Here is a 20,595-nt window from a genome sequence, read left to right as displayed (position 1 = left end):
CGGGTCGTAGGCTGCCGCCCATGTGCGGAATCGTGGGATACGTGGGGCCGCAGTCGGCGCTCGAGGTCGTGATGGCCGGGCTGAAGCGGCTGGAGTACCGGGGCTACGACTCGGCGGGCGTCGCCGTGCTCGCGGACGGCGGGCTGGCGACGGCCAAGCGGGCCGGGAAGCTGCTCAACCTGGAGAAGGAGCTGGACCAGCGGCCGCTGCCGACCGGCTCGACGGGCATCGGGCACACCCGGTGGGCCACGCACGGCGGGCCGACCGACGCCAACGCCCACCCGCACATCGACAACGCGGGCCGGGTCGCGGTCGTGCACAACGGGATCATCGAGAACTTCGCCGCGCTCCGCGCCGAGCTGGAGGAGCGGGGCCACGACCTCGCCTCCGAGACCGACACCGAGGTCGTCGCGCACCTGCTCGCCGAGGAGTTCTCCTCGTGCGACGACCTCGCGGAGGCCATGCGGCTGGTGTGCCGACGGCTGGAGGGGGCGTTCACGCTGGTCGCGGTGCACGCCGACGCGCCGGACGTGGTCGTCGGGGCGCGGCGCAACTCGCCGCTCGTGGTGGGGGTGGGCGAGGGCGAGGCCTTCCTCGCCTCGGACGTGGCCGCGTTCATCGCCCACACCCGGTCGGCGATCGAGCTGGGCCAGGACCAGGTGGTGGAGCTGCGCCGGGACGCGATCACGGTGACCGGCTTCGACGGCCGCCCGGCGGACGTGCGCTCGTACCACGTCGACTGGGACGCCTCGGCCGCGGAGAAGGGCGGCTACGACTACTTCATGCTCAAGGAGATCGCCGAGCAGCCCAAGGCGGTCGCCGACACCCTGCTCGGGCGCATCGACGCGTCGGGCTCGCTGACGCTGGACGAGGTGCGCATCCCGGCGGGCGTGCTGCGCGAGGTCGACAAGGTCGTCATCGTGGCGTGCGGTACGGCCTTCCACGCCGGGCTGATCGCCAAGTACGCCATCGAGCACTGGACCCGGATCCCGTGCGAGGTGGAGCTGGCGAGCGAGTTCCGCTACCGGGACCCGATCCTGGACCAGCAGACCCTGGTGATCGCCGTCTCCCAGTCCGGGGAGACCATGGACACGCTGATGGCGGTGCGGCACGCCCGGGAGCAGGGGGCCAGGGTGCTGGCGATCTGCAACACCAACGGCTCGACGATCCCCCGCGAGTCGGACGCGGTGCTGTACACGCACGCCGGGCCGGAGGTCGCGGTCGCCTCGACGAAGGCGTTCCTGACGCAGCTGGTGGCCTGTTATCTGGTCGCGCTGTATCTGGGCCAGGTGCGGGGCACCAAGTGGGGCGACGAGATCCGGGCCGTGATCCGGGACCTGTCGCACATCGCCGGTGCGGTGGAGCAGGTGCTGGGGACCATGGAGCCGGTCCGGGAGCTGGCCCGTTCGCTCGCCTCGAAGAACACAGTGCTGTTCCTCGGGCGGCACGTGGGCTACCCGGTGGCGCTGGAGGGCGCGCTCAAGCTGAAGGAACTCGCCTACATGCACGCCGAGGGCTTCGCGGCGGGCGAGCTGAAGCACGGGCCGATCGCCCTCATCGAGGAGGACCTGCCGGTGGTGGTCGTCGTCCCGTCGCCGCGCGGGCGCTCGGTGCTGCACGACAAGATCGTCTCCAACATCCAGGAGATCCGGGCCCGGGGCGCCCGGACCATCGTCATCGCCGAGGAGGGCGACGAGGCGGTGGTGCCGTACGCCGACCACCTGATCCGCATCCCGGTCACCCCGACGCTGCTGCAGCCGATGGTGGCGACGGTTCCGTTGCAGGTGTTCGCGTGCGAGCTGGCCACCGCCCGGGGCAACGAGGTGGATCAGCCGCGCAACCTGGCGAAGTCGGTGACGGTGGAGTAGTCGCCCTTGAGGGCCTCGACGAAGGCGGTGAAGGCTCCGGCCCGGACGGTGAGGGTGGCTCTGGCCGGGGCCTTCGAGTCGCGGATGGTGATGTGGGTGGGGGAGTTGGCGATTTCGAGGCAGTTGTTGCCGTCGTCAGGGCCTGAGCAGGACGACTTGCGCCAGGCGTCCATGGGGGACCTCACAGCTCTTTCGCTCACGAGGGCATGCACCGCATCTTCCAGGAGCGGCCCGAAACCCCGTCTCCGACAGCGTGCGTGAGCGCATCACCGGCTGCACAGATCTCGACCGCATGGAGACGTGGCTGGAGCGGTCTCGTACCGTCGAGCGGGCCGAGGACCTGTTCGCCGGGGACCCCGAGGAAGGGTGACCTTTAGAGTGCCCGGGTGAGCATCATCGGGGTCGGTATCGACGTGGCCGAGATCGACCGGTTCGCGGCGTCCCTCAAGCGGACGCCCGGGCTGGTCGACCGGCTCTTTCTGCCCAGCGAGTTGTTGTTGCCCAGCGGGGAGCGGCGGGGGGTCGCCTCGCTCGCCGCGCGGTTCGCCGCCAAGGAGGCGCTCGCCAAGGCGCTCGGCGCGCCCGCCGGGCTGCTCTGGTCCGACGCCGAGGTGTACGTCGAGGACAGCGGGCGGCCCCGGCTCCGGGTGACCGGAACCGTGGCCGCCCGCGCCGCGGAACTCGGGGTGCGGTCCTGGCACGTGTCGCTGAGCCATGACGCGGGGGTCGCCTCGGCGGTCGTCATCGCCGAGGGCTGAAGGGGCCCCGTGGGAGGTCGGGACATCGCCAACAGAAGACACCCACGCTGTTCTGCCAGCGGCAGAACACCGGCCGGACCGGGCTCGGCGATCACTACAGTCCGGTCTCATGCCGACGATTACGACGCGTACGGTCGAGTACCCCGCCGACGGTTTGACGATGATCGGGTACCTCGCGCTGCCGGCCGGTGTCGGCCGCCGGCCCGCAGTGCTGCTCGGACCGGAGGGCATGGGGCTCAGCGACGTCGAGCGCCGCCGGGCCGATGCTCTCGCCGAGCTGGGATATGTGGCGCTGGCCTTCGACCTGCACGGCGGGCGCTATCTGGGTGACCCCGAGGAGATGCTGGCCCGTTGCCTGCCCCTGCTCGCTGACCCCGACCGGATGCGGCGCATCGGCCACGCGGCACTCGACGAGTTGCGCAACGAGCCCCGGACCGACCCCGACCGGATCGCCGCCATCGGCTACGGCACCGGGGGCGCGATCGCGCTGGAACTCGGGCGAGACGGCGTCGACCTGCGCGCGATCGGGACAGTCAACGCGACGACCACGGGCCGACCGGGCGAGGCAGCGCGCATCCGCTGCCCGGTGTGGGCCGGGGTCGGATCGGAAGACCCGATCATGCCGCCCGCGCAACGAGCCGCGTTCACCGCTGAGATGCAGGCCGCCGGCGTCGACTGGCGCCTCACGGTCTACGGCGGCGCCTTGCACGCCTTCCACCACCCGCCGGTCGACCACCCCGCGGTCCCCGGTGTCGGCTACCACCCCCGGCACGCGCAGCGAGCCTGGCGCGACGTCGTCGACCTGCTCGCCGAGTGCCTGCCCGTGACGGAGCACTTGGGGGCATGACCCGCTGGGGCGGAGACCCGGGGACGGTACGTGCGGGGCTCTCAGCAGATCGACTGGGTGCTGTTCACCAGCCGGTTGTTGCGGAACGTCGTGTTCTCGCCGCAGGGGTTCTCGCGGATCGCCGAGTTGGTCACCGTCAGGTTCTGGACGGTGATGTCACGGTTGTTCGGGAACTCCGAGCGCGCCGCGAGGCGGATCTCTCCGCCGCCCGTGACCGTGCCGCTCTGGGCGGCGAGGTTGACGTTGTAGCAGTTCTCGATGAGCACCGCGTTGTTGCCGGTGCCGGAGATCGTCACCCGGTCGATGGTCGCGCCGCCGCTCTCCGAGACGCAGAAGACGCCCCGTCCGCCGCCGCGCGCGATGACCTCGCCGACCCGGATGTTGGTGGGGTAGCCGCTGCCGACGCGGCCGTTGCGGTTGGCCATGCGGAAGGCCGCGTAGCCGGTGCCCGTGCCCGCGTTCTCCGCGTCGACTCTGGTGACGGTGGCGTTGATCGTCTGGTTGAGCAGCAGGCCCGACTCGCCCACGTTGCGGGCGGTGACCGTGCCGATGGTGAGGCCGTCGACGCCGTACGTCTCCACCGCGTGGCTGGAGGCGCCGGAGACGTACACGGTGTCGATGCGGACGTTGCGCGTCCACTGGCTGGTGTCGCCGCGGTTGTCGATCCGCACGCCCAGGCCGCGGGAGAGGCGCATGTCGATCTGGCCGAGCGTCACGTTCTGCACGTTGCGCAGGAAGATGCCGTACAGCGGGGTGCCGGTGAGAGTGAGGTGCTGGACCTCGATGTCCCGGGTGCCGCGGGAGTAGACCGGCGCCTGGTCGCCCGAGCCGGTGCCGGTCACGTCGATCGTGCCGCAGACGTCGAGGGCGGTGTAGCTCGGCAGGGAGATGCGCGAGCCGGCCGGGACCGAGCCCGAGCCGCGGACGACGACCCGTTCCTTCGCCGTCCGGCCCGGCGTCAGGCTGTTCACGGCCGCCTGCACGGCGGCCCGCAGGTCGGTGCCGGTGTAGACGGTGCTGCCGCCGCGCCGCGCTGTCCACGTGCTGCCGTTCCGCACGGCCTCGGCCTGGTACGCACCGTCTCCGCAGGCGGCGGCGGCGCGCGCGGGGGCGGCTGTCGCGGGGGCCGGGAGGGGGCCTGCGGCGGTGAGGAGGGCGGTGGCGCCTGCGGCGGCGAGGAGTGCGGCTCTGCGTCGCATGGGGCTGGTCCTCTCGTCGAATCGATTCGAGTGAATCGATTCACCTGTGGGGGGCCGTGAGTGTGGCAAAGGCGCGGCAAAGCGTCAATGCACGCGGCGGAGTTGGTTCCGGTCGCGGTCGGTGCGGGAGACTCGGCCGTATGCGGACTGCGTACAGCGTGGAGACGGTCAGGACGGCTGAACGAGAGCTGATGGCACGGCTTCCGGAGGGGGCGCTGATGCAGCGCGCCGCCGCCGGACTCGCCGCCGCCTGCGCGCACCTGCTCGGGCGGGTGTACGGCCGCCGGATCGTGCTGCTCGTCGGCAGCGGGGACAACGGCGGCGACGCCCTGTACGCCGGGGCCCGGCTGGCCCGCCGGGGAGCCGGGGTCACGGCGGTGCTGCTCGCGCCGGAGCGGGCGCACGGCGGGGGACTGGCGGCGCTGCGCCGCGCGGGCGGACGGGCCGTGGCGGCCGGTGGCACCGAGGAGCTGATCGAGCGGGCCGACCTGGTCGTGGACGGCATCGTCGGGATCGGCGGCAAGGGCGGGCTGCGGCCGGACGCGGTGCCGCTCGCCGCGGCCGCCCAGCGGTCACGGGCCGCCGTGGTCGCCGTCGACCTGCCGAGCGGGGTGGACGCCGACACCGGGGAGGTGCACGGCGCGGCCGTGCGGGCCGATGTGACGGTGACCTTCGGGGCGCACAAGCCGGGGCTGCTGATCGATCCGGCGCGGGAGTACGCCGGGGCCGTACGGCTCGTCGGCATCGGGCTGGAGCTGCCCGCCGAGCCGGAACTGCAGGCGTTGCAGCACGCGGACGTGGCGCGGCTGCTGCCGGTGCCCTCCGGGGAGAGCGACAAGTACCGGCGGGGCGTGGTCGGGATCGCCGCCGGGTCCGCCCGGTACCCGGGCGCCGCCGTGCTCGCCGTCGCCGGGGCGCTGCGGGGCGGGGCCGGGGCCGTGCGGTACGTGGGTCCGGCCGGGCAGGCCGTCATCGCCCGGTACCCCGAGACGCTCGTGTCCGACCAGGGGCCGAAGCGGGCCGGGCGGGTGCAGGCGTGGGTCGTCGGGCCGGGGGTGGGCGACGACGCCGGGACCGTCGCGGAGGTGCTGGCCTCGGACGTGCCCGTGCTGATCGACGCGGACGGGCTGCGGCTGGCGGAGGTGGCGGCCGTGCGGGAGCGCAGGGCACCGACGTTGATGACCCCGCACGCGGGGGAGGCGGCGGCGCTGCTCGGGGTGGACCGGGCGGAGGTCGAGTCGGCGCGGCTGCGGGCGGTGCGGGAACTTGCCGGGCGGTACGGGGCGACCGTGCTGCTGAAGGGGTCCACGACGGTGGTCGCCGGGCCCGAGGGTGGCCCCGTCCGGGTGAACCCGACGGGGACGGCCTGGCTGGCCACCGCGGGGAGCGGGGACGTGCTGTCCGGGCTGGCGGGGTCGTTGCTGGCGGCGGGGCTCTCCGCGGTCGACGCCGGGAGTGTGGGGGCGTATCTGCACGGGCTGGCAGGGCGGTTGGCCGCGCAGGGAGCGCCGGTGGGGGCGCACGATGTGGCGGAGGCGGTTCCGGTCGCTTGGCGGAATGTGACGGGGGAGCCGGGCGGGAGCTGAAGCTGCCGGCTCCGACTGGCCGGAGAAGAGCACGTCGTGGACGCACATCGAGACCGGGACAACCTGCTCGGCCCTGACGACACGGCAGGCCGTGCGGTGGCCGCCACCGGCCTGTGGATCGCCCTGATCGCCTCGCTCGCACTGGTCGTCGTCGGCCTCTTCGGCATGGTCGCGGGGCTGACGCCCGCGATCTGGGTGAGCGTCGTCGGCGTGGTTCTCTCCCTCGGTACGGCGGTAGCGATGCGCGCCCGCAGCGGCTGACGCCGCGGAGCGCGCCCGCAGCGCAGCGCCGATCGACGGGGGCCGGTGCCCCAGGGGTGCGGCGGCCCTCTGAGACACTGGGCGCGATGAACGAGAGTGCTGCGCTGCGGAGCGCGCCCCTGCGGGCGCGCGCCGAGATCGACCTGGCCGCCCTGCGGTCCAACGTGCGGACCCTGCGTGCCCACGCGCCGGGGGCGGCCCTGATGGCCGTCGTGAAGTCCGACGCGTACGGCCACGGGGCGGTGCGGTGTGCCCGGGCGGCCGTTGCGGCGGGGGCGACCTGGCTGGGCACCGCCACGCCCGAGGAGGCGCTCGTGCTGCGGGCGGCCGGACTGCCGGGGCGCATCATGTGCTGGCTGTGGACGCCCGGCGGGCCCTGGCGGGAGGCGATCGAGGCCGACCTCGACGTGTCCGTGAGCGCGCTGTGGGCGCTCCGGGAGGTCGCCGGGGCCGCGCGCGCCGCGGGCAGGCCCGCCCGGGTGCAGCTCAAGGCCGACACCGGGCTCGGGCGGGGCGGCTGCCAGCCCGGGGACGACTGGGCCGAACTGGTCGGCGAGGCGCTGCGCGCCGAGGCCGAGGGGCTGGTCCGCGTCACCGGCCTGTGGTCGCACTTCGCGTGCGCCGACGAGCCCGGGCATCCGTCCATCGCCGCCCAGCTCACCCGGTTCCGGGAGATGACGGCGTACGCCGAGCAGCGGGGCGTGCGCCCCGAGGTCCGGCACATCGCCAACTCGCCGGCCACCCTCACCCTCCCCGAGAGCCACTTCGACCTGGTCCGCACCGGCATCGCCCTGTACGGCGTCTCGCCCAGCCCCGAACTCGGCGCCCCCGCCGACTTCGGCCTGCGCCCGGTGATGACGCTGTCGGCCTCCCTCGCCCTGGTCAAGCGGGTCCCGGGCGGGCACGGCGTCAGCTACGGGCACCGGTACGTCACCCCGGGCGAGACCACCCTCGGCCTCGTCCCGCTGGGCTACGCCGACGGCATCCCGCGGCACGCCTCCTCGGCCGGGCCGGTGCTCGTCGAGGGCAAGTGGCGCACGGTCGCCGGGCGGGTCGCGATGGACCAGTTCGTCGTCGACCTGGGCGGGGACGAGCCCGAAGCGGGGTGTGAGGCGGTGCTGTTCGGGCCCGGCGACCGGGGCGAGCCCACCGCCGAGGACTGGGCGCAGGCCGCGGGCACCATCGGGTACGAGATCGTCACCCGGATCGGAACACGCGTTCCCCGCGTCTATGTGAATGAGGAACAAGACGGGTAACCCGCACGACCAGTGACCCGTAGCAGTTCCGGCAGCCCGAGCACCCCGGCGAAGAGGAGAGCGGTACGTGGACGAGAGCAGTGCGGAGGCGGTCGCGGACGCCGCCTCGGCGGTCGTCGCCTCCGCCGCCGCGGGCGCGACGGGAGGCTGGCGCCGGGCGACCGGCATCGCGGGCATGGCGATAGGCGTGGTGGCGGCCGGCGCGGCCGCCGGAGTCGCTCTGGAGCGGCTCACCGTCGGCCGGGCCGTACGGCAGAAGGCACGGCTCGCCCTCGACTCGACCGGACCCTACGGAGCGCTGCGCGGCAGCCCCGGCAAGGCGTACGCCGACGACGGCACCGAGCTGTACTACGAGGTCGACGACCTCGACCCGGACGCGGCGCCCGCGCTCACCCCGCGCCGGCGGCGGCTGTTCGGCCGCAAGGCGCCCGCTCCGGTCACCGTCGTCTTCAGCCACGGCTACTGCCTCAACCAGGACTCCTGGCACTTCCAGCGGGCGGCCCTGCGGGGCGTGGTGCGGACCGTGCACTGGGACCAGCGCAGCCACGGCCGGTCGGCGCGGGGCGTCGCCCAGGTCGAGCGCGGTGAGCCGGTCACCATCGAGCAGCTGGGCCGCGACCTGAAGGCCGTCATCGACGCGGCCGTACCCGACGGCCCGATCGTGCTGGTCGGGCACTCCATGGGCGGTATGACGGTGATGGCGCTGGCCGACCAGTACCCGGAGCTGATCCGGGAGCGGGTCGTCGGTGTGGCCCTGGTGGGCACCTCGTCGGGGCGGCTCGGCGAGGTGAACTTCGGGCTGCCGGTCGCCGGGGTCAACGTGGTGCGGCGGGTGCTGCCGGGCGTGCTGAAGGCGCTGGGGCAGCGGGCCGAGCTGGTGGAGAAGGGGCGCCGGGCCACCGCCGACCTGTTCGCCGGGATCATCAAGCGGTACTCGTTCGCCTCGAAGGACGTCGACCCGGCGGTCGAACGGTTCGCCGAGCGGATGATCGAGGGCACGCCCATCGACGTGGTCGCCGAGTACTACCCGGCCTTCGACGACCACGACAAGACCGAGGCGCTCGCCCACTTCGCGGACATCCCCGTCCTGGTGCTCGCCGGCGTGCAGGACATGGTCACCCCGAGCGAGCACAGCGAGGCCATCGCCGACCTGCTGCCCGACGCCGAGCTGGTGCTCGTCCCCGACGCGGGCCACCTGGTGATCCTGGAACACCCGGAAGTGGTCACCGACCGCCTCGCCGACCTGCTCACCCGCGCGGGTGCCGTCCCCGCAGGGGCTACCGTGGGTCGCTATGGAAGCACCAGCAGCACCGCACAACCCGGCTGAGCCGGCCGAGATCACCGTCACCTCCCCCGAGCAGATGCGGGAGCTGGGCCGCAGGCTCGCCAAACTGCTGCGCGCCGGGGACCTGGTGATGCTGACCGGTGAGCTCGGCGCGGGCAAGACGACCCTGACCCGCGGGCTCGGCGAGGGCCTCGGCGTGCGCGGCGCGGTCACCTCCCCGACGTTCGTGATCGCCCGTGTGCATCCCTCGCTGGGCGACGGCCCGCCCCTGGTCCACGTCGACGCCTACCGGCTCTCCGGCGGTCTGGAGGAGATGGAGGACCTCGACCTCGACGTCTCGCTGCCCGACTCCGTGATCGTGGTCGAGTGGGGCGAGGGCAAGGTCGAGGAGCTGACCGAGGACCGGCTCCAGGTCCGGATCCACCGCGCCGTCGGCGACACCACCGACGAGGTCCGGCACGTGACGGTGACCGGGCTGGGCGAGCGGTGGGCCGGGACCGACCTCAGCGTGCTGTCGGCCTGAGCCGTGCACTCCGGCCGGGCCGCGGGGCTCGTGCCGTCCGGTCGCGCCGCGGGGCTTCCATGAAGGTTCCGACAACACGTCGGGAAAATGTTGCGTTCGGTGTCCCGGGCGTGGTCACATGGTATCCAGTCCGTGGTTAGGTCTGCCTAACCACGCCCGCCCCCGCACGTCAGGAGGCGTCCATGCCGGCTACGGAGCACGAGACCCGGCCGCACCCGTTCGCGGTCGCCGGACTGTCCATGCGGGACCTGCTGGCGTCCTGCGCCGCCGCGCGGACGATCTCGACGCCGCCTTGCGAGCCCGACCCGGACACGACGCCCCTGCCGGTGGAGGAGCACGGCCGCGAGGCCGCCTGAGCGGAGCGCGAAGAGGCCCGTCCTGGCCCGTTCCGGCCCGTCCTAACGGACGACCACGACCTTCCGGCCGATCGTCGCGAACGTCCACATCGCCGCGCCGTCCGCCCGCGACTCCCGGATGCCCCCGGTCCGCACGCGCGGGTTCGGCGACGGCGTCGAGCCGTCCACGGCCGCGCTGAACCCGACCGGCACGCCCCGCACGCTGGCGAAGCGCACGACGTGCTCGACGGGCGTGCCGTCCGACCCGGTCACCGCCTTGGAGCGGGACGTCACCGCGTAACGGCCGGGCGCCGGATCCACCGTGCTGGGGTACACCCGGAACGTGCGCGTGACCTTGTCGCCGTCGCCGACCAGCCACACCCGGTCGCTGCCCAGCGCGTAGACGACCCGCCGGCCCGTCCCCGAGCCGGCGGGCAGGGCGGACTTCTTCCCGGCGGGCGCGGCCTTGCCGGCGCCGGCCGCCGGTGAGCCGCCCGGGTGCGGCCTGCCCAGGTCGGCGGGGAGGGTCGCCGAGGCCCGGTAGCCGAGGAAGCCGACCGCGGCGAGGGCCGCCGCGGTGAGCCCGGCCACGATTCCCGAGCTGCTGCCTGCCACCGGCGCCCACCTCCGTGTCGTACGCCCGATACCGTGTCGTGACGGAAGGTGACGGTAGCAGCACGTGACCGGCTGCCCGGGGCGGCCGTGCCGGGGCCGCGGGAGCCGTAGGCTGTTTGCGTGCTCTTGCTCGCTCTGGATACCGCCACACCCGCCGTCACCGTCGCCCTGCACGACGGCAGGGACGTCATCGCCTCGTCCAGCCAGGTCGACGCCCGCCGCCACGGTGAGCTGCTGCTCCCGGCGATCGACCGGGTGCTCGCCGAGGCCGGTTCGAAGCTCGACGCCGTCACCGGGATCGTCGTCGGCGTCGGCCCCGGCCCCTACACCGGGCTGCGCGTCGGCCTGATGACCGCGGAGACCTTCTCACTGGCGCTCGGGGTGCCCGTGCACGGGGTGTGCACGCTGGACGGCCTCGCCTACGCCGCCGACCTGGAAGGCCCCTTCGTCGTGGCCACCGACGCCCGCCGCAAGGAGGTCTACTGGGCGCGGTACGCCGACTCCCGCACCCGCCTCACCGAGCCGGCCGTGGACCGGCCCGCCGCCATCGCCGACCAGGTCAGGGGCCTGCCCGCGGTCGGCGCGGGCGCGCTGCTGTACCCGGACACCTTCCCCAGCGCGCACGAGCCCGAGCACGTCTCCGCCGCCGCCCTGGCCCGCCTGGCCGCCGAGCGGCTCGCCCGGGGCGAGGAACTCGCCGCGCCCCGGCCGCTGTACCTGCGCCGGCCCGACGCCCAGGTCCCCAAGAACTACAAGGTGGTCACCCCGAAGTGACCGAGCCCGTGACGCCCGTGCTGCGCGAGATGCGCTGGTGGGACATCGACCCCGTCCTGGAGCTGGAGCGGGACCTGTTCCCCGAGGACGCCTGGTCCCGGGGCATGTTCTGGTCCGAACTGGCCCACGCCCGGGGCCCGGAGGCCACCCGGCGGTACCTGGTCGCCGAACTCCCGGGAGCCGGACACCCGGGGGAGGCCGGCGGCCGGATCGTCGGATACGGCGGCATCGTCGCCTCGGGTGACCAGGCCGACATCCAGACCATCGCCGTCGCCCGCGACCACTGGGGCACCGGCCTCGGCGGCCGGCTGCTCGCCGAACTCCTCAAGGCGGCCACCGCCTTCGAGGTCGCCGAGGTCATGCTGGAGTGCCGCGTCGACAACGTCCGCGCGCAGAAGCTGTACGAACGCTTCGGCTTCGCGCCCATCGGTGTCCGGCGCGGCTACTACCAGCCGGGGAACGTGGACGCCCTGGTGATGCGACTGACCATCCCCGAGAACCCCGTACAAGGAACCGAGATCCATGGCTGACGAACCCCTGGTGCTGGGGATCGAGACCTCCTGCGACGAGACCGGCGTCGGGATCGTCCGCGGCACCACCCTGCTGGCCGACGCCGTCGCCTCCAGCGTCGACGAGCACGCCCGTTTCGGCGGGGTCGTGCCGGAGGTGGCCTCGCGGGCCCATCTGGAGGCCATGGTGCCGACCATCGACCGCGCGCTGAAGGAGGCGGGCGTCAGCGGCCGCGACCTCGACGGCATCGCGGTGACCGCCGGCCCCGGCCTGGCCGGAGCGCTGCTGGTCGGCGTGTCGGCGGCGAAGGCGTACGCCTACGCCCTCGGCAAGCCGCTGTACGGCGTCAACCACCTGGCCTCGCACATCTGCGTCGACCAGCTGGAGCACGGCCCGCTGCCCGAGCCCACGATGGCGCTGCTGGTCAGCGGCGGGCACTCCTCGCTGCTGCTGTCCAGCGACATCACCTCCGACGTCCGCCCGATGGGCGCCACCATCGACGACGCGGCGGGCGAGGCCTTCGACAAGATCGCGCGCGTGCTGGACCTCGGCTTCCCCGGCGGCCCGGTCATCGACCGGTACGCGCGCGAGGGCGACCCGGAGGCGATCGCCTTCCCGCGCGGCCTGACCGGCCCGCGCGACCCGGCGTACGACTTCTCCTTCTCCGGGCTGAAGACGGCCGTGGCCCGCTGGATCGAGGCCAAGCGGGCGGCGGGGGAGGAGGTGCCGGTGCGGGACGTGGCGGCCTCCTTCCAGGAGGCGGTGGTGGACGTGCTGACCCGCAAGGCGGTGCGGGCCTGCAAGGACGAAGGCGTCGACCACCTGATGATCGGCGGCGGGGTCGCCGCCAACTCCCGGCTGCGGGCCCTGGCCCAGGAGCGCTGCGAGGCCGCCGGGATCCGGCTGCGGGTGCCGCGCCCCAAACTGTGCACGGACAACGGGGCGATGGTCGCCGCGCTCGGCGCGGAGATGGTCGCGCGGGGCCGGGCGGCCTCGTCCTGGGACCTGTCGGCGGACTCCTCGCTGCCGGTGACGGACCCTCACGTCCCGGGCTCGCACGACCATGTGCACGAGGTCGGCGGGGAGAACCTGTACCCGTGACGGTCGCGCTGATGTGGGAGGCCCGGGCCGTACCCGGCCGGGGCGAGGAGCTGCTGGCCTGGGTCCAGGAGCAGCGGCTCGACGGACCGCCCCTGCGCCGGGAGACCTTCCGGGCCCCCCAGGACCGGGTCCTGGTCATCACCTGGTGGGACGCCCCGTACGACGCCGAGCTGCCGGAACTTCCGGAGCCGGACGGGGAGTTGGTGACCCGGGCGGTGCACCGCTGGCGGTTCGAGGCGGTCGGCCAGAGCCTGTCTCTTTGATCGGTTGCCGATGGCAGCCGCGGCGGTCAGGGCGGGTATCGCACAAGAAGCGACACGGCCGTGGGACCTTTCCGTGCGGGGAGGACCTGCCAGCAGGGGAGTGCCGGTATCCACGTCACACCGGCACCCCCCTTGCGCATCTGCAGTCAGCCCGGCCAGGTTCCGGTCAGGCGGCGTGTGGCGGCGGCGCCGGCCCGGGCGACGGCGGCCTTGACCCCGGCGATGATCGCGCCCTGCAAGGATGCGGCAAGCAGCACCTGCGTCCGCTCACCCCTTCGTGCGGCGGCATGCCAGCCACACCAGGGCGGCACCTGCGGCCGCGGCGAGCAGCAGGGTGCGGTTGTCCCGCGCCGCCTGGGCCCCCTGGGCTGCCCTTTGACGCACCGGTTCGGGTGCCTTCTCCTGGAGCAGGTGACCGGCCTGGACGGCCTTGGCGCGGGCCTGCCCGGCGGCCTGAGCGGCCTTGTCCTTCACCGGATCGGGGAGCTTGTCCTGTAGCCGGGAAGTGGTCTCGGCGGCCTTGGCCTTCAGCTCCCCGGCCTTGATGACGGCCTGCTGCCTGACCTCGGCGGCCTTCTCCTGTGCCCTGGCCCTGACGTCGGTCTTGGCCGCCAGCGCCTCGACCGTCTGCCCGAGCTCTTCGCGGGTCTGCTCCACCTGCTCACGCAGCTCCTCAGGGCTGGAGGCGGTGGGCTCGTCGTGGGGCGGCTGGGTCATCGTTGTGCACTCTCCTTGATCTCGGCCACGTCTGCCTTGACGCTGTCGATCGTCTGCTCGGGCGTGGGCGGTGCGCCCTCCTTGATCTGCTTCTTGCCGCTCATGGCCATGATCACGGTGATCAGGCCGAGCACGGCGGTGACGATCAAGGCGGCGGCCCATACCGGCAGCGGCACCGCCAGCGCGGCGATCGCGGTGGCGACCAGCGCCTGCGCCGTCAGGAAGCCGACGACGCCGGCGCCGCCGAACAGTCCGCCGCCTTTCCCGTAGCGCTTGCCCTTCTCCTTCATCTCTGCCTGAGCCAGCCTCAGCTCGCCGCGCACCAGCTCCGTCAGCTGCTGCGACGCTCGCTGCACCAGTTCGCTCACCGGCTCGGGGCCGGTGCGGTGCGTACTGCGGTCAGGGCCGGCAGGGGGTGGCTGCATGGTCGACACGACGATCACCTCCGTCCGTCTTCGGTCCATCACGACGGGCCGCGGTGCAGCCCGTCTGCTTCGTGAGCGGCGAGTACCCGCGACGGACCAGATCAGGACACGGACTCGGCACGGTGCTCAAGCTGCCGGGTACCAGCGCCGGCCCGCTCTTCGCTGATGGCGGGCCCGGACAGGGCGGCGTCACGGTTTTCGTCCGTGCTGGGCTCCCGTTCGACGCGGACCTCCTCCCGGCGCGCCGGCACGGTCTGCGGTGTGGTGCGGGCCCAGCCGCCCGCGCCGGGCTGGTTGGCCTGCTGCCAGGTTGCGTCCCAGCCGATGCCGTAGTGGTGGTGCCGAGCAGGCCGGTGACGCTGGCCCAGTCGGGCGGCGTCGTTCCGCGTCCATCGCCAAGCTCGTACACGCGTTTGGCTTCAGGTGGTGGGGGCTACTCGCACCTGCAAGCCTGCGTCGCAGCACGGACAGCGCCGACGGGACCGCGCAGAACAGACGGCAAGGGGTTGGCCGCGATGACCATCGCGACACAGCAGGGTGGCGGAGGCGGTTCCAGCGGCCTCTACGACGTTCTGGAACTCATCCTCGACCGCGGGCTGGTGATCGACGCCTACGTGCGGGTCTCCCTGATCGGTATCGAGATACTCAAGATCGACATACGGGTCGTGGTGGCCAGCGTCGACACGTACCTTCGCTTCGCCGAGGCGTGCAACCGCCTCGACCTGGAAGCGGGGCCGCGCAAGCCGGCCGGCCTTACCGAGCTCACTGGACAGCTCACGCAGTCCGGCGCCCGCGGCAAGACCAAGGGAGCCCTGTCCGGCGCCGCCGAGACGATCTCGGACGCCTTCCAGCAGGCACGCGATGACGGCCGGGAGCGTCAGGCCGAGCGGCCCGCCGCGCGGGGGAGAGGGGAATGAGAGATGAGCACCTACGTCTACGGGATCATCCGCGCCTCACACCCCTCCCTCCCCGAGGACCTGGGCGGCATCGGTGCCCCTCCACGGCCGGTACGGGTGCTGCGCCAGGGCGAGCTGGCCGCGCTCGTCAGTGACGCCCCCGATCAGATGCGGCCCAAGCGCCGTGATCTCCTCGCCCACCAGCAGGTGCTGGCCGAAGCCGGGGCGGGCGGCGTGGTACTGCCGATGCGGTTCGGCAGCGCCGCTGCGGACGACGACACGGTGACGGCGGTGCTCGCCGAGCGCGCGGAGCACTTCCTCGAGCGGCTGCGGGCCCTGGACGGCACAGCGGAGTACAACATCAAGGCCAACCACAAGGAAGAGGCCGTGCTCCGTCTGATCATGGCGGACCACGACGACATCCGGTCCCTGGCGCAAGCCAACCGCGAGGCCGGTGGCGGCACGCAAGAGCAGAAGATCCGGCTCGGGGAGATGATCGCCGCCGCCGTCCAGGCACGCGAGACAGCCGACGCGGAGCTGCTCCGGCAGGCACTGGAGCCGAGGGCCGAGGCAGTCAGCGCCGGGCCGCAGAGCACCGGCTGGCTGGCCAACCTCTCCTTCCTGGTGGACCGCGGTTCAGCGGAGCAATTCCTGGCCGCGGTCGAAGAACTCCGCCGGCAGCATCCGCATCTCGATCTTCGGGTCAACGGCCCGCTGCCGCCCTACAGCTTCGTCGACACCCCGGCGTCCCAGCAGGCCGAAGGCGGCACCGCGGAAGCGTTCGGAGCCGCAGCAACCCAGCCGCCTGACAGGTGAAGCTGCCCCAGGGACACCTCCAGGACTCGGGTCGACGGCGGCTGGCGTCAGCACCTCGTCGAGCTGGTCACCAACGCCCGCAAGTACGGCACCCGGCTCGGTGCCGGGGCCCTGGCATCCCTGCGGCCCCTGCCCGCGGCGGGTAGCCGCAAGGTCAGCTGCCCTGCCGGCGTGATCAGGCCACGTCGCGGTAGCGCGGTGACCGATCAGCGGCCTGCGGCCGACTTGTGCTCTGGACCAGACGCAGATGACGCCCGCGTGCGTGCCGGGCCGCCCTGGGCCGGCCCGGCAGCCAGTCCTCGATGCGATCGATCCATCCCGTACAGCAGCAGGCCCAGCGCGGGCAGCAGCAACACAGCAACGACGGCGATCACGGTGAAAGATCCCTCAGGCCGACAACACGGCGCGCTCAGGCATGGAATGCCGTGGCGGAAGCATCCGAAAGCACATGGAGTGCGTGATCTATCAGGAGCGGACGGGTGAGTACGAGCAGATCGACTGCCGGCAGGCGGACGCCGGATGCCAGGTCATCCTGGACCGTCTGGCGGTCTTGAAGCCGGATGAGTTCGCCTGGATCCGCATGGACGAGCCCCGCCAGGAGGAGCTGCAGCAACTGGGCGAGCACCTCGAGTTGCATCCTCTGGCCATCGAGGACGCGGTCCAGGCGCACCAGCGGCCGAAGCAGGAACGCTTCGGCGACGTGCTGGCGGTCGCGGTGAAGACGCTGTGGTTCGTCGAGAAGACCGCGGACGTGGAGACCGGAGAAGTGATGATCTTCCTCGGCCCGTCGTTCGCGCTGACCGTGCGGCACGGGGCGAACGACCCCACGGTGGAGGCCGCGCGCCGGCTGGAGGAGCAGCCGGACATGGCACGGCTCGGGCCGGTCGCCGTCCTGCACGCGGTGACCGATGTGATCGTCGACGCCTACGCCGAGGCCGCCGCCCAAGTCCGCACAGACTTGACGGAGCTGGAGCGATGCGTCTTCTCGCCCGCACGGGATGACCTCACCGAACAGATCTACTCGCTCAAGCGCGAGGTCGTGGAGTTCCGCGACGCCATCCAGCCACTCGTCCCCGTCATGCAGCCCTTCACCACGGCGCGCGACGACTGGCCACGGCAGGTCCTGCCTTACTTCCGCGACGTCACCGACCACCTCACCCGCACCGACACCGAAGTCCGCGCCCTGGACGACCTGCTCGCCTCCGTCCTCGACGCCCATCTGGCCAAGGTGGGAACGTGGCAGAACGACGACATGCGCCGCATCAGCGCCTGGGCCGCCATCTTCGCCATCCCCACCATGGTCGCCGGGGTCTACGGCATGAACTTCGCCCACATGCCCGAACTGGACTGGCGCTACGGCTACCCATGCGCGCTCGCCGTGATGGGGCTGGGGTCAGGACTGCTGTACCGAGCCTTCCGCCGCAACGGCTGGCTGTGAAGCGCGCAGTCCCGCAGTCCGGCTGCCCGCCACGGCTCGGCCGCCCACGTCAACCCCTCGGGTCCCCTGATCAGGCGGCCGATCCGGCCACGCACGGCGAATACGGCGCGCTCACGATCGAGCCCGACGTCGGTGCGCTGCCTCAGGCGAGACGGCGTCGGTCCTCCTGCGACCACTTACGGGTGTCCCGGGGCGGGACGTACGGCTCCTGCGTCTCCGGCAGACCACCGGCGACCGCACGCTGGCGGGCCATCTCGGCGTCGAATTCCAGGCCGAGCAGGATCGCGATGTTGCTGATCCACAGCCACACCAGGAAGACGATCACTCCCGCCAGGGTGCCGTAGGTCTTGTTGTACGAGGCGAAGTTGGCGACGTAGAACGCGAAGCCGGCGGAGGCGACCATCCACACCAGCAGGGCAAGGAAGCTGCCCGGTGTGACCCACTTGAAGCCTCGCCCCTTCACGTTGGGCGTCGCCCAGAGCAGGATGGCGATCATGATCGTGACCAAGACCACCAGGACTGGCCACTTCGCGATCGACCATGCTGTCAGCGCCGCGTTCCCCAGGCCCAGCGCGGTGCCCACCTGACGCGCCAGGGCGCCGGTGAACACCACGATCAGGGCGCTGACCACCGCCAGGACCAGCAGCGCCACCGTCACACCCAGCCGGACCGGCAACACCTTCCACACCGGGCGCCCCTCCGGCATGTCGTACACGGCGTTGGCGGTACGGATGAAGGCGGCGACATAGCCCGAGGCCGACCACACGGCGAGCGCCAGACCCACGACCGCCATGATGGAACCGACACCGCCGTTGCCCTGCAGCTGCTTCACGGCGTTGCTGATGATGGTGCGCGCCGAACCCGGCGCCAGCTTGTTGATGTTGTCCATCACCTGCTGTGTCGCCGACTGCCCCGAGATACCCAGCAGCGACACCAACACCAGCAACGCCGGGAACAGGGACAGCACCCCGTAATAGGTCAGGGCCGCAGCCCGGTCCGCGAGCTCGTCGTCCTGGAATTCCCTCAGGGTTCCCTTCAGCACCGCCCACCAGGATCGCCTGGGAAGCTCGGTAGGCGCGTCCGGAGCCCGCTCCTCCACCTCCTCGTCCGGTCCAATGGCCGTGTCATGGCTGTCCGGCTCCGGCTCGGGGCCCTTGTTTCCGTCAGCATCTACTGTCCGTGCCATGACACTCGGGTATCCGCAGGGCTCCGCTCCAGACCCCACAGCCCCCTGCGGCTGTCGGCCGATGGAGCATCCGGGCACGGGTGGCCACAGGCACGACGACTCGAGCCACGGATGCACACCTGCCGAGTCACCGGCTCCGGTGACGGCGCTCCTGCAGCTTCTTCATCTGGCTCTCCAGGAGCCCGCCACGATGCGTCCCGGCCTTGTGCCGCCCCTTGCTCTTCTGCTCGGCCGGGTTCCTCTGGCGTAGTTTGCCGGCCATCTCCCTGGCCCGTTGCCTCATCCTCTCGGCGTCCATCTCGCTCCTCCTCACGCCACCCGGTTCGGACCGTTTTCGTTAGATTTGCACACTGCCTGGTGCGCCGCATCCTGCTCACCGGGGGGGGCAGTGATGAGCTGAGTCGATAAGTCGGGATTGTGTGGTTTTGACTTCGTGGGGTAGTCGGCCGTTCGAAGGGCGCCGCACCGGTGTCCGACCGACCGATCGAGGTGACCGCCATGACGGACAACACCAGTGTCGGCGGGGGCAGTCGGCCCGATGCGGGCGTGAGCGCGCTGAAGGGCCGCACCGGGGCCGGGGCTCCGGCCGAGACACGAGGGCAGACCACCATCGCGGACGGGGTAGTGGCCAAGATCGCGGGCATGGCCGCCCGCGAGGTACCGGGCATTCACAACCTCGGGGCCGGCATGGCCCGCGCCCTGGGCGCTGTGCGGGAACGCGTCCCCGGCGGAGGGGGCGGCGCAGCCGTCACGCGGGGGGTGAAGGTCGAGGTCGGCGAGCGGCAGGCCGCCGTGGACCTGAACGTCGTAGTCGAGTACGGCGCCTCCATCGTCGACGTCGCCGGCGACGTACGCACCAACGTGATCAGCGCCGTGGAGCGGATGACGGGCCTGGAGGTGGTCGAGGTGAACATCGCCGTCGGCGACGTCCACCTGCCCGACGAGGAGGAAGAAGCCGAGCCGGACGAGGGCCGCGTCAGGTGATCCGGCGCCGCACCCCGGTGGGCGCGGGTGATCACCCGAAGGGTGACGTGCGTCCGCTCGTCACCCGCCTCCGGGAGGCAAGGGTCACCACCCGCACACTCGCCTGGGGCCGGGACGGTCAGGATGTGGGGACCGCCGCATCAAGGCCGCGGGCGGCAACGAGCTGCGCGCTGCCGTCGGCCAGCCGGTAGCACAGACCCACCACGGCGGCCCGGCCGGCGGCCACCCGCTCGGCCAGGATGCGGGAGCGCTCGAGCAGCAGGTCCACGGTGTGCTCGATGTGCTCGGCCAGGACCTCCTCGGCCGTCTCACGTCCGGCGGCGCGGGCTGCCAACACGCTCGGGGTCACCCGTTCGACGACGTCGCGGACGAAGCCGCCCGGCGTCTGCCCGTTCTCCAAGGCGGAGCAGGCCGCGGCGACGGCACCGCACGAGTCGTGGCCGAGGACGACGACCAGCGGTGCGTTGAGGACGCTGACTCCGAACTCGAGAGACCCGAGGACTTCCGTCCCGGCGACATGTCCGGCAGTGCGGACCACGAACAGGTCGCCCAGGCCACGATCGAAGATGATCTCGGCGGCGAGCCGGGAGTCGGAACATCCGAACAGCACGGCGAAGGGCTGCTGCCCCGGCGCGGTCTCGGCGCGGCGGACGGCGTCCTGGTTCGGGTGTTCGGGGGTGCCTGCGACGAAGCGCTGGTTGCCGGCCATGAGCAGGTCGAAGGCGTCACGGGGAGTCGGGTTCTGGATCTCTGTCATGCTCGCAGCCTACGAGTCGGCGCTCGCCCACGCTCACCCACATCGGCCTTCAAGCAACTCGATGAGGCAGCGGTGCGCGCGGTGGTCCGGCAGGTCCTGTGCGTCCTGTCCGCACGGCGCCCTTCCCGCCGATCCGTCGGCGGATCCCAGGCTGGCCGCGCCGCGCCGTCGTGGCGACATCACCGCCGGTCGGCG

Annotated in this window: 25 protein-coding genes and 1 pseudogene; 17 read left to right on the top strand and 9 right to left on the bottom strand. The window is 72.5% G+C overall.

All coding sequences use genetic code 11. The features are described from left to right. Positions 1-20 precede the first annotated feature (20 nt). Positions 21-1,868 carry a glutamine--fructose-6-phosphate transaminase (isomerizing) gene (glmS, locus tag AB0K80_RS21815; protein ID WP_365672072.1) on the top strand — a complete coding sequence of 616 codons (1,848 nt, stop codon included), beginning with the start codon at positions 21-23 and terminating at the stop codon, positions 1,866-1,868. On the opposite strand, the gene AB0K80_RS21810 is transcribed toward glmS, so the two are convergent. Next, a complete protein-coding gene (locus tag AB0K80_RS21810) occupies positions 1,829-2,041 on the bottom strand; it encodes a DUF397 domain-containing protein (RefSeq protein ID WP_365672235.1) in 213 nt (70 codons plus the stop codon). The genes glmS and AB0K80_RS21810 overlap by 40 nt on opposite strands. Before the next feature lie 213 nt (positions 2,042-2,254). Here AB0K80_RS21810 and AB0K80_RS21805 point away from each other — a divergent pair, with 213 nt between their 5' ends. Together AB0K80_RS21805 and AB0K80_RS21800 are read left to right on the top strand one after the other, a co-directional pair. Next, the gene (locus AB0K80_RS21805; RefSeq protein WP_365672070.1) at positions 2,255-2,626 is read left to right on the top strand and encodes a holo-ACP synthase; all 372 of its coding nucleotides are present in this window, start codon (positions 2,255-2,257) and stop codon (positions 2,624-2,626) included. Positions 2,627-2,735: 109 nt separating this feature from the next. Beyond that, on the top strand, positions 2,736-3,473 hold the full coding sequence (locus tag AB0K80_RS21800) for a dienelactone hydrolase family protein (RefSeq protein WP_365672068.1): 738 nt from the start codon (positions 2,736-2,738) through the stop codon (positions 3,471-3,473). 41 nt (positions 3,474-3,514) lie between these two features. Here AB0K80_RS21800 and AB0K80_RS21795 read toward each other — a convergent pair whose 3' ends face one another. Beyond that, entirely contained in the window at positions 3,515-4,672 is a 1,158-nt protein-coding gene (locus tag AB0K80_RS21795) for a hypothetical protein (RefSeq protein WP_365672066.1), read from the bottom strand. 140 nt (positions 4,673-4,812) lie between these two features. On the opposite strand from AB0K80_RS21795, the gene AB0K80_RS21790 reads away from it, so the two are divergent. From AB0K80_RS21790 to AB0K80_RS21765, 6 genes are all read left to right on the top strand, one after another. Next, positions 4,813-6,258 carry an NAD(P)H-hydrate dehydratase gene (locus tag AB0K80_RS21790; RefSeq protein ID WP_365672064.1) on the top strand — a complete coding sequence of 482 codons (1,446 nt, stop codon included), beginning with the start codon at positions 4,813-4,815 and terminating at the stop codon, positions 6,256-6,258. A 36-nt stretch (positions 6,259-6,294) separates the two neighbouring features. Beyond that, complete coding sequence (locus tag AB0K80_RS21785) at positions 6,295-6,519, top strand: hypothetical protein (protein WP_365672062.1); 225 nt, start codon at positions 6,295-6,297, stop codon at positions 6,517-6,519. An 86-nt stretch (positions 6,520-6,605) separates the two neighbouring features. After that, a complete protein-coding gene (alr, locus tag AB0K80_RS21780; protein WP_365672060.1) occupies positions 6,606-7,775 on the top strand; it encodes an alanine racemase in 1,170 nt (389 codons plus the stop codon). A 67-nt stretch (positions 7,776-7,842) separates the two neighbouring features. Then, complete coding sequence (locus AB0K80_RS21775) at positions 7,843-9,102, top strand: alpha/beta hydrolase (RefSeq protein ID WP_365672058.1); 1,260 nt, start codon at positions 7,843-7,845, stop codon at positions 9,100-9,102. Beyond that, a complete protein-coding gene (gene tsaE / locus AB0K80_RS21770) occupies positions 9,068-9,583 on the top strand; it encodes a tRNA (adenosine(37)-N6)-threonylcarbamoyltransferase complex ATPase subunit type 1 TsaE (RefSeq protein WP_365672056.1) in 516 nt (171 codons plus the stop codon). The genes AB0K80_RS21775 and tsaE overlap by 35 nt, the downstream gene beginning before the upstream one ends. A gap of 182 nt (positions 9,584-9,765) precedes the next feature. Next, positions 9,766-9,939 carry a hypothetical protein gene (locus AB0K80_RS21765; RefSeq protein WP_365672055.1) on the top strand — a complete coding sequence of 58 codons (174 nt, stop codon included), beginning with the start codon at positions 9,766-9,768 and terminating at the stop codon, positions 9,937-9,939. A gap of 42 nt (positions 9,940-9,981) precedes the next feature. On the opposite strand, the gene AB0K80_RS21760 is transcribed toward AB0K80_RS21765, so the two are convergent. Next, entirely contained in the window at positions 9,982-10,533 is a 552-nt protein-coding gene (locus AB0K80_RS21760) for a hypothetical protein (protein WP_365672053.1), read from the bottom strand. A gap of 120 nt (positions 10,534-10,653) precedes the next feature. On the opposite strand from AB0K80_RS21760, the gene tsaB reads away from it, so the two are divergent. From tsaB to AB0K80_RS21740, 4 genes are read left to right on the top strand one after another with little or no spacing between them, the layout of a single operon-like run. After that, on the top strand, positions 10,654-11,307 hold the full coding sequence (gene tsaB, locus AB0K80_RS21755) for a tRNA (adenosine(37)-N6)-threonylcarbamoyltransferase complex dimerization subunit type 1 TsaB (RefSeq protein ID WP_365672051.1): 654 nt from the start codon (positions 10,654-10,656) through the stop codon (positions 11,305-11,307). Next, positions 11,304-11,837: a ribosomal protein S18-alanine N-acetyltransferase gene (rimI, locus tag AB0K80_RS21750; protein ID WP_365672049.1), complete on the top strand. Its 534-nt coding sequence runs from the start codon at positions 11,304-11,306 to the stop codon at positions 11,835-11,837. The genes tsaB and rimI overlap by 4 nt, the downstream gene beginning before the upstream one ends. Continuing rightward, positions 11,830-12,918 (top strand): tRNA (adenosine(37)-N6)-threonylcarbamoyltransferase complex transferase subunit TsaD, encoded by a 1,089-nt coding sequence (gene tsaD, locus AB0K80_RS21745; RefSeq protein WP_365672048.1) that lies wholly within the window; start codon positions 11,830-11,832, stop codon positions 12,916-12,918. The genes rimI and tsaD overlap by 8 nt, the downstream gene beginning before the upstream one ends. After that, positions 12,915-13,181, top strand: a complete 267-nt coding sequence (locus AB0K80_RS21740) for a hypothetical protein (RefSeq protein ID WP_365672047.1) — start codon at positions 12,915-12,917, stop codon at positions 13,179-13,181. The genes tsaD and AB0K80_RS21740 overlap by 4 nt, the downstream gene beginning before the upstream one ends. 146 nt (positions 13,182-13,327) lie before the next feature. On the opposite strand, the pseudogene AB0K80_RS21735 reads toward AB0K80_RS21740, so the two are convergent. From AB0K80_RS21735 to AB0K80_RS21725, 3 genes and pseudogenes are all read right to left on the bottom strand, one after another. Next, positions 13,328-13,441, bottom strand: a pseudogene (locus AB0K80_RS21735) (DUF4235 domain-containing protein); the annotation flags it as partial. Between the two features lie 7 nt (positions 13,442-13,448). Continuing rightward, positions 13,449-13,898 (bottom strand): DUF3618 domain-containing protein, encoded by a 450-nt coding sequence (locus AB0K80_RS21730; protein ID WP_365672045.1) that lies wholly within the window; start codon positions 13,896-13,898, stop codon positions 13,449-13,451. Next, positions 13,895-14,323, bottom strand: a complete 429-nt coding sequence (locus tag AB0K80_RS21725; RefSeq protein ID WP_365672233.1) for a phage holin family protein — start codon at positions 14,321-14,323, stop codon at positions 13,895-13,897. Before AB0K80_RS21725 ends, AB0K80_RS21730 begins: the two co-directional genes overlap by 4 nt. 515 nt (positions 14,324-14,838) lie before the next feature. Between AB0K80_RS21725 and AB0K80_RS21720 the strand changes: the two genes are divergently transcribed. The 3 genes from AB0K80_RS21720 (at position 14,839) to AB0K80_RS21710 (ending at position 17,473) form a co-directional block, all read left to right on the top strand. Next, positions 14,839-15,240 carry a gas vesicle structural protein GvpA gene (locus tag AB0K80_RS21720; RefSeq protein WP_365672043.1) on the top strand — a complete coding sequence of 134 codons (402 nt, stop codon included), beginning with the start codon at positions 14,839-14,841 and terminating at the stop codon, positions 15,238-15,240. 3 nt (positions 15,241-15,243) lie between these two features. Further along, on the top strand, positions 15,244-16,035 hold the full coding sequence (locus tag AB0K80_RS21715; protein WP_365672041.1) for a GvpL/GvpF family gas vesicle protein: 792 nt from the start codon (positions 15,244-15,246) through the stop codon (positions 16,033-16,035). Between the two features lie 448 nt (positions 16,036-16,483). Next, complete coding sequence (locus tag AB0K80_RS21710) at positions 16,484-17,473, top strand: magnesium and cobalt transport protein CorA (RefSeq protein WP_365672039.1); 990 nt, start codon at positions 16,484-16,486, stop codon at positions 17,471-17,473. A gap of 142 nt (positions 17,474-17,615) precedes the next feature. On the opposite strand, the gene AB0K80_RS21705 is transcribed toward AB0K80_RS21710, so the two are convergent. Together AB0K80_RS21705 and AB0K80_RS21700 are read right to left on the bottom strand one after the other, a co-directional pair. After that, positions 17,616-18,659, bottom strand: a complete 1,044-nt coding sequence (locus AB0K80_RS21705) for a YihY/virulence factor BrkB family protein (RefSeq protein WP_365672037.1) — start codon at positions 18,657-18,659, stop codon at positions 17,616-17,618. A 127-nt stretch (positions 18,660-18,786) separates the two neighbouring features. Beyond that, positions 18,787-18,957, bottom strand: a complete 171-nt coding sequence (locus tag AB0K80_RS21700; protein WP_365672035.1) for a hypothetical protein — start codon at positions 18,955-18,957, stop codon at positions 18,787-18,789. Positions 18,958-19,157: 200 nt separating this feature from the next. Between AB0K80_RS21700 and AB0K80_RS21695 the strand changes: the two genes are divergently transcribed. After that, a complete protein-coding gene (locus AB0K80_RS21695) occupies positions 19,158-19,643 on the top strand; it encodes an Asp23/Gls24 family envelope stress response protein (RefSeq protein WP_365672033.1) in 486 nt (161 codons plus the stop codon). Between the two features lie 118 nt (positions 19,644-19,761). Here the strand turns inward: AB0K80_RS21695 and AB0K80_RS21690 are convergent, their stop codons facing one another. After that, the gene (locus AB0K80_RS21690) at positions 19,762-20,400 is read right to left on the bottom strand and encodes a carbonic anhydrase (RefSeq protein WP_365672031.1); all 639 of its coding nucleotides are present in this window, start codon (positions 20,398-20,400) and stop codon (positions 19,762-19,764) included. Positions 20,401-20,595 lie beyond the last annotated feature (195 nt).

The organism is Streptomyces sp. NPDC052682 (assembly GCF_040678435.1).
Classification (GTDB): domain Bacteria; phylum Actinomycetota; class Actinomycetes; order Streptomycetales; family Streptomycetaceae; genus Streptomyces.
The sequence above is the reverse complement of the archived record's forward strand: the minus strand, read 5'-3'. Positions and strand labels throughout refer to the sequence as shown.

Coding starts and splice junctions, on each gene's coding strand:
- glmS (WP_365672072.1), top strand. CDS start 21: ATGTGCGGAATCGTGGGATACGTGGGGCCGCAGTCGGCGCTCGAGGTC.
- AB0K80_RS21810 (WP_365672235.1), bottom strand. CDS start 2,041: ATGGACGCCTGGCGCAAGTCGTCCTGCTCAGGCCCTGACGACGGCAAC.
- AB0K80_RS21800 (WP_365672068.1), top strand. CDS start 2,736: ATGCCGACGATTACGACGCGTACGGTCGAGTACCCCGCCGACGGTTTG.
- AB0K80_RS21795 (WP_365672066.1), bottom strand. CDS start 4,672: ATGCGACGCAGAGCCGCACTCCTCGCCGCCGCAGGCGCCACCGCCCTC.
- AB0K80_RS21790 (WP_365672064.1), top strand. CDS start 4,813: ATGCGGACTGCGTACAGCGTGGAGACGGTCAGGACGGCTGAACGAGAG.
- alr (WP_365672060.1), top strand. CDS start 6,606: ATGAACGAGAGTGCTGCGCTGCGGAGCGCGCCCCTGCGGGCGCGCGCC.
- tsaE (WP_365672056.1), top strand. CDS start 9,068: ATGGAAGCACCAGCAGCACCGCACAACCCGGCTGAGCCGGCCGAGATC.
- AB0K80_RS21765 (WP_365672055.1), top strand. CDS start 9,766: ATGCCGGCTACGGAGCACGAGACCCGGCCGCACCCGTTCGCGGTCGCC.
- tsaD (WP_365672048.1), top strand. CDS start 11,830: ATGGCTGACGAACCCCTGGTGCTGGGGATCGAGACCTCCTGCGACGAG.
- AB0K80_RS21730 (WP_365672045.1), bottom strand. CDS start 13,898: ATGACCCAGCCGCCCCACGACGAGCCCACCGCCTCCAGCCCTGAGGAG.
- AB0K80_RS21725 (WP_365672233.1), bottom strand. CDS start 14,323: ATGCAGCCACCCCCTGCCGGCCCTGACCGCAGTACGCACCGCACCGGC.
- AB0K80_RS21720 (WP_365672043.1), top strand. CDS start 14,839: ATGACCATCGCGACACAGCAGGGTGGCGGAGGCGGTTCCAGCGGCCTC.
- AB0K80_RS21715 (WP_365672041.1), top strand. CDS start 15,244: ATGAGCACCTACGTCTACGGGATCATCCGCGCCTCACACCCCTCCCTC.
- AB0K80_RS21710 (WP_365672039.1), top strand. CDS start 16,484: ATGGAGTGCGTGATCTATCAGGAGCGGACGGGTGAGTACGAGCAGATC.
- AB0K80_RS21705 (WP_365672037.1), bottom strand. CDS start 18,659: ATGGCACGGACAGTAGATGCTGACGGAAACAAGGGCCCCGAGCCGGAG.
- AB0K80_RS21700 (WP_365672035.1), bottom strand. CDS start 18,957: ATGGACGCCGAGAGGATGAGGCAACGGGCCAGGGAGATGGCCGGCAAA.
- AB0K80_RS21695 (WP_365672033.1), top strand. CDS start 19,158: ATGACGGACAACACCAGTGTCGGCGGGGGCAGTCGGCCCGATGCGGGC.
- AB0K80_RS21690 (WP_365672031.1), bottom strand. CDS start 20,400: ATGACAGAGATCCAGAACCCGACTCCCCGTGACGCCTTCGACCTGCTC.